Genomic DNA, 6,104 nt, shown 5'->3' with positions numbered 1-6,104 from the left:
GCATCGCCGCCGTGTCGCGCACGGTGCGGGACACGACGCCCTGCACGGCGGCGCCGTGCATGGACTCGCCCGTCGCCGGCCCCGACGGCGTCAGCCCGCGGCCCGGTTTGAGTCCCACCAGTCCGCAGCACGCCGCAGGGATGCGAATCGAGCCACCGCCGTCGTTCGCGCCCGCGCAGGGCACTATTCCGGCGGCGACCGCGGCGGCCGACCCGCCCGATGAACCGCCGGGCGTGCGCTGCAGGTCCCACGGATTGCGGGCCGGACCCCAAGCGACGGGTTCGGTGATTCCTTTCGCCCCGAACTCCGGGGTGTTGGTCTTGCCGAAGATGACCAGGCCGGCGTCGATCCAGCGCTGCACGATCGTCGCGTGCTCGGTGGCGTTCGTCGACATCCACGCCCGGGAACCGGCCGAGGTGGGCAGACCCGCGTAGTCCTGCGCCAGGTCCTTGATGAGGAACGGAACGCCGGCGAACGGCCCGCTCAGCTCTTCGGCCGTCCTGGCGTCGGCGGGAACGTCGCGCACGATCGCGTTGATCCGCGGATTCACCGCGGCCGCCCGGTCGCGCGCGAGGCTCAGCAGCTCCGCAGGGGTCACGTCGCCGTCGGCGACGAGCTTCGCGAGCGAGGTGGCGTCATGGGTGCGGTATTCGTCGAAGTCCACCGACTGACCGTATGTCGCGGGGCCGGTGCCCGGGGCGAGTACGTGCCGCCGGAGCGGGTACGAAAGATCACGGATCGAGTGTCAAGAACGACAAGCAGTACGAGGGTCTGCGCAAGAAGGGCATGAGCAAGTCGCGCGCGGCCGCCATCGCGAACACACCCGGAGCGTCCAAGAAGGGTGGCAAGAAGGGCGGGAAGAAGTCGGGCGGAAAGAAGTCGTCGTAGTCACGATGCCGCAGCGACGGCAACGCCGGCGTCGTAAAGCCGACTCTGCGAACGGAATCCGCGACGTCGCCGTCGACCCGCAGGCCGGACCGCACCCGCCGAGGCGTCGATCGGCGACACGGCGCTCGGAACCTCCTGATGCGCAGGCGGTTTCATCTCGTCGTGGTCGGTCCGTGCAGGCCTGTCCGGGAGCGCGAGCACGTGAATGGTGCGCAGCGTCTGAAGGTATTGGTGCAGCAACGACCCGGTGGTGTACGGCAGGCCGAAGCGCTCGCACAGCGCCCGCACGCGCGTGGCGATCGCGGCGTATCTGTTACTGGGCAGATCCGGGAAGAGGTGGTGCTCGATCTGGTAGCAGAGGTTCCCGCTGGCGAACGCCATCAGGGGACCGGCATCGAAGTTCGCCGAACCCAGCATCTGGCGGAGGTACCACTGCGGTTTGGTCTCGTCGTCCAGCACCGCGGCGGTGAACTTCTCCGCGCCGTCGGGAAAGTGCCCACAGAAGATCACGACGTAGGCCCACAGATTGCGGACGATGTTCGCGACGACGTTCGCCCCGAGGGTGCGGCGCCACCGGGACAAACTCAAGGCCGGGAACACCACGTAGTCCTTGACCATCTGCCGGGTGACCTTCCGCCGCGCGGCGCGCGAGAGGGCGGTCTTCTCGGACTGTGTCGTGGCGCGGTCCTGCGCGGCGTGCAGATCGTGCTGAGCGACACCCCACTCGAACCCCAGGGCCAGAATGAGATTCCGCAGCGGCTGCAGCAGGTGGCGACGTTCCCACGGCTGGTCGCGAGTCATCCGGATCACGCCGTAGCCCAGGTCCTCGTCCACGTCGAGGACGTTGGTGAAGACGTGGTGGATGTAGTTGTGGGAATAGCGCCATTGCGACGACGGGCCCGCCATGTCCCATTCCCACGTGTTGGAGTGGATTTCGGGGTCGTTCATCCAGTCCCACTGGCCGTGGCCGATGTTGTGGCTGATCTCCATGTTCTCGACGCTCTTCGCGAAAGCCAGCGCTGCGACCCCGGCGGCCCAGCCCTTCTTGGAGCGGGTCGCCGCGATGAGCAGGCGTCCACCGATCTCAAGGGTGCGCTGGAAGGCGATGGTGCGGTGGATGTAGGCGGCGTCGCGGGCGCCGAGAGACTCTTCGACCTCGAGGCGGATCGCGTCGAGCTCGGCTCCGAGTTCCGCCATGTCGGATTCGGTCAGGTGCGCATACTGCGCGACGTCGGTGATGGCCATGAGGCGTCCTTGGTGTGAGGCAGCGGACCGTGACACGGCCAACCACGAAGAAATCGGATCAAACGGTTCCCGCTGCCTGAGAACCCGCGGCAGTGGGCGCGACTGACTTGTGAGCGTCGCGGCGCACACGCCTGTTGCCACAGGGATACCCCGGGAGTGGAGTAGAAAACCTCAGGCCCGGTCGATCTGCTCGAGTGGGTTCGAGCGCTCCAGCATGCCGTAGGTCTGCTCACCGTCCCATCGGTAACGGACGCCTGCCTGCTGCAGCGCCGGGAAGTTCGGGTTCTCCTTCTTCATCTCGCGCACCGAGTAGGTGTCGTCGTCATGGCTGATGTCGTGCGTCGAGTAAACCGTCTCGCCCTCGATGTGCACGCTGCCGGCGGCGGTCTCCAGTGTCAGCGACACGTCCTCTCCGACGGTCTGCAGTTTCGTCAGCCACGGAACCTCGACGGCGCGGGCGGGGATCAACTCGCCGTCACCGGTGAAGAGGTACCCCTCGTTGAAGGTCGGCTCGCCGTCCGGCCGCGGCGGATAGGCGATATAGCCGAACGCCTTCCCGCTGGGGAACACCGCAGACTGCCAGGCGTGGCCGCGGAACTCGGCGAGCCTTCGCACGCCCTGGCGACGTATTCGCAGGCCGCTCCCTGTGAACTCCCGTGTCTCACCGGCGATGGTGACCGTACCGCTGGCCCGGTAGAGCTGCTCGTAGCGAGGACCGCCCATCACCGCACCCTCCGCGGAGTGCTTGATGCGGTCGCCTGCGTCACGTTGCAGGGCGCCTTGAATCCACGGAGGCACCGCCATCTCCGCCTCGACGCGGAAGGCGACGTCGACGAGCGGGCCGTTGGATCGCCCCGCCACCAGGTCGGCCGACGACGTCTGCACGGCCTTGCCGTCGTAGGTCATCGTCCAGGTGCCGAACGGCGTCACGCAGCGGAAGGCGAGCCCGTCCGCGCCCAGAACGCTCGCCCTGCCCTCCGGGCCTTCCGGGGACAGGGAAGGGCCGCTGCCGCGCAGCCGGTACACGCGACCGTCGGGGAAGGCGATGTTGACCTGGGTTTCGTGGTTGTCCCAGTTCGCGCCCACCGCCTCCACGCCGATGCGGGGCAGTCCCAGCTCGCCGTGGTCATCGACGGTCCAGAAGCTGACCGAGTCCCGCATCTCCGGATCGTCGGGGCGCCCGGGCAGCAGGTACTCGCGGGCGGGGTCGATGCCGCCGGTCAGATCGATCGTCATGGCTGATCCTGCCGTGTGGTGGTCCAGTGGTGGGCGCGTGCGACGTAGGCGGCGAAGCGGGGGCGCACCGCGTCCGCGTCGATGCCGAATGCGGCAGCATCAGCGTGCGAACTCGGCTCGCGCTCTGTCGCAGCGACGGTCCACCAGCTCTGCATGCGACCGGTGAACTCGGCGCTGACCGGACTGCCCAGCCAGGCGTACAGGCCGGTCACCTGTCGAACCGGGTCGGCCTGCATCGCCCGGAAGTCGATGTCGTAGAACCGGCTGTCGGCGCCGTCCGCGCGGAACCGCAGTGCGCGGTCCATTCCGAGCGACCAGTGCTCGACATTCAGTCTGCCGATGTACCGGCGGTCGACGTCATCGGTGAACGACGCGATGATGTCGGCATACAGATCGGCGACCGACAGCAGGACGTCGGCCGGGTCCCGGTGAGTCATCACATATCTCGCGTCGGGGAAGGCGGCGTCGACCGCGTCGAGCCACAGTACGTGCGACGGGCACTTCAATCGCCAGGGCCGAGCCGGCTCGCCCCACTGCAGGAGCTTGAGCACCCGTCGTTCGTAGGCCAGCGTTGGTCGCAGGTCGGCCTGGTGGACGAGCCAGTCCGAGTAACTGGGCACCTGGGCGAAGGACTGGAAGATGTGCGACCGGAAGTCCAGCGCCATCAACTCGTGGCATTCCATCGGGCCGTGGGTGTCGGTCGGGACGTGGTAGCGGGTCCCGATCATCTCCCCCTTGTCCGGCGGGATCCTGGGGTCGGCCCCCGTGACCGTCGACGGCGGTGGGCAGGGCTGCGTGGACTCCCACTTGCGCAGGTAGCGCACACCGGGGTCCTGCGCCAGCAGCGACGAGAGCGCCGTCGAGCCGGTGCGCGGCAGTCCGATCCCGATCAGGGGTGCGGTGATCGGTGCGTCGTCGATCTCGGGATGACGGCGGTACCAGTCCTCGACCTGCAGCCGTTGGGCGAGGTATCCGGTGATGCGGCCGTAGAGGAACGCCTCCCCGGCCGCGTTGAGCCGCGCCTCCTCTGCCACCGACGACAGCAGGACCTCGAGACCCTCTTCGAACGACGGGTCCCCGAAGTCGTCGAGACCGGTGCGCTCGGCGGCCGCGTTCTCAATCTCGTCGACGCTGACCATCGTCCTGTGTCCTTCCCCCCGTCACGCCCTGCGCAGCGTCAACAGCGTGATCTCGCTCGGTGCGAACACCCGGAACGGCGGACCCCAGAAGCCGGTGCCGCGACTCGTGTAGAGCTGCGTGCGCTCACCGTGCCTGCTCAGTCCCTGCACCACCGGCTGGTCGAGCCGGACCAGGAAATTGAACGGCCAGATCTGGCCGCCGTGGGTGTGGCCCGAGATCTGCAGATCCACGCCTGCACGCACCGCGTGCGGCACCTGCTTCGGCTGGTGCGCCAGCAGCAGGACCGGCAGCGCGCGGTCCGCGCCTTCGAGCGCGGCCTGCAGGTTCGCGCCGTGCCCGTGCACACCGGATCCCGCCGCGGTGGCGTCGTCCACCCCGGCGACGACCAGCCGGTCACCGCCGCGATCGACCACGATGTGCCGGTTGTGCAGCGCCGCCCAGCCGATCGACTCCATGTAGTCGAGCCAGCCCTGCGCCTCGCTGAAGTACTCGTGGTTGCCCGTGACGTAGACCCGCGCTGAGGCCGCCCGCACCGATGCGAGCGGGCTCGCCTGCGCCTCGCGCACCGCCACGGTTCCGTCGGCGATGTCGCCGACGTGACACACCACGTCGGCGTCCAGGTCGTTGACCCGTTCCACCACCGCCGCCGACCACCGCGCCCGGTCGATCGGCCCGTAGTGGGTGTCGGTGATCATCGCGACCCGCAGACCGTCCAGTCCGGCGCCCAGGCCGGCGATCCCGACGTCGACGGTGCGCACGCGGGGCACCCGCATCGCCTCGAAGTGGCCCCACGCCAGCAGCACCACCACCGCGGCCACCACCGCCGCGGCGACCACCCGCGAGCGCACCGGATCCTCGACCCCGGCGATCACCAGCGCGAGCTCCAACAGGTGGCCGAGCACCGACCAGACGAACAGCACCCATGCGGCGCCGAGCAGTGCGTCGCCGGCGGCGGCCGCCCGGTCGAGGTGCCTGCGGCCGTGCCCGTGCATCATCAGCAACGGCAGCCCGGCGAAGGCCGCCGCGAACAGCAGGGTGCAGGCCACCACCACGGCGGTCGGCCACGCCGGTCCGGCCGCCAGCAGCGTCCACCAGGGCACGCCGAACAGCAGCAGCATGACGGCCAGCACGATCGCGTGGCGGCGCCATCTGCGCCGGGACCGGCGCGGGGGATCTTCGTTCTCGACCACGTCGGCCGGAGTGTCGCTCACTCAGTCGACGGTACCCACGCTCCCGCGCTGCTCACGTCCTCAGCAGCACCTTGACCACGTCGCCCGAGCGGGCGGCCACTGCCCGGTAGCCGTCGGAGGCCGAGTCCAGCGGCAGCTCGGTGGTGAAGATCCCGTCCACCCGAAGCCGGCCGGCCTGCAGCAGCGGGATCAACTGCGGCCAGGTCTGCTGCACCGGCGCGGTGGTCATCCGCAGCGTGACGCTGCGCAGCAGGGCCATCGTCGCCGGGAAGGGGAACGGCGCAAGGTCGTGCACGCCGACCACCGACACGGTGCCGCCGGCGCGGACCGCGGTCAGCGCGTCGGCCATCGTGGTGTCGTTGCCGACTGCGTCGATGACGGCGTCGACGCCGCGGCCGCCGGAGT

General features: G+C 69.3%; 7 protein-coding genes. 1 reads left to right on the top strand and 6 read right to left on the bottom strand.

Annotated features, from left to right (window positions below; genetic code table 11):
• A partial coding sequence (locus Q2100_RS08075) for an amidase (RefSeq protein ID WP_302913590.1) occupies positions 1 to 664 on the bottom strand: 664 nt, incomplete at its 3' end.
• A gap of 11 nt (positions 665 to 675) precedes the next feature.
• Between Q2100_RS08075 and Q2100_RS31880 the strand changes: the two genes are divergently transcribed.
• The gene (locus Q2100_RS31880; RefSeq protein WP_456094131.1) at positions 676 to 888 is read left to right on the top strand and encodes a DUF7218 family protein; all 213 of its coding nucleotides are present in this window, start codon (positions 676 to 678) and stop codon (positions 886 to 888) included.
• Here Q2100_RS31880 and Q2100_RS08070 read toward each other — a convergent pair whose 3' ends face one another.
• The 5 genes from Q2100_RS08070 to Q2100_RS08050 form a co-directional block, all read right to left on the bottom strand.
• On the bottom strand, positions 889 to 2,133 hold the full coding sequence (locus Q2100_RS08070) for a fatty acid desaturase family protein (protein WP_302913589.1): 1,245 nt from the start codon (positions 2,131 to 2,133) through the stop codon (positions 889 to 891).
• A gap of 171 nt (positions 2,134 to 2,304) precedes the next feature.
• Positions 2,305 to 3,369: a DUF7064 domain-containing protein gene (locus Q2100_RS08065; RefSeq protein WP_302913588.1), complete on the bottom strand. Its 1,065-nt coding sequence runs from the start codon at positions 3,367 to 3,369 to the stop codon at positions 2,305 to 2,307.
• Positions 3,366 to 4,508: a sulfotransferase family protein gene (locus tag Q2100_RS08060; RefSeq protein ID WP_302913587.1), complete on the bottom strand. Its 1,143-nt coding sequence runs from the start codon at positions 4,506 to 4,508 to the stop codon at positions 3,366 to 3,368. The genes Q2100_RS08065 and Q2100_RS08060 overlap by 4 nt, the downstream gene beginning before the upstream one ends.
• 21 nt (positions 4,509 to 4,529) lie before the next feature.
• On the bottom strand, positions 4,530 to 5,720 hold the full coding sequence (locus tag Q2100_RS08055; protein WP_302913586.1) for a metallophosphoesterase: 1,191 nt from the start codon (positions 5,718 to 5,720) through the stop codon (positions 4,530 to 4,532).
• 31 nt (positions 5,721 to 5,751) lie between these two features.
• On the bottom strand, positions 5,752 to 6,104 hold a 353-nt coding region (locus Q2100_RS08050), incomplete at its 5' end, for a zinc-binding dehydrogenase (RefSeq protein WP_302913585.1).

Origin of the sequence: Mycolicibacterium arseniciresistens, assembly GCF_030519285.1 — a bacterium.
Taxonomy (GTDB): Bacteria; Actinomycetota; Actinomycetes; order Mycobacteriales; family Mycobacteriaceae; genus Mycobacterium; species Mycobacterium arseniciresistens.
The sequence above is the reverse complement of the archived record's forward strand: the minus strand, read 5'-3'. Positions and strand labels throughout refer to the sequence as shown.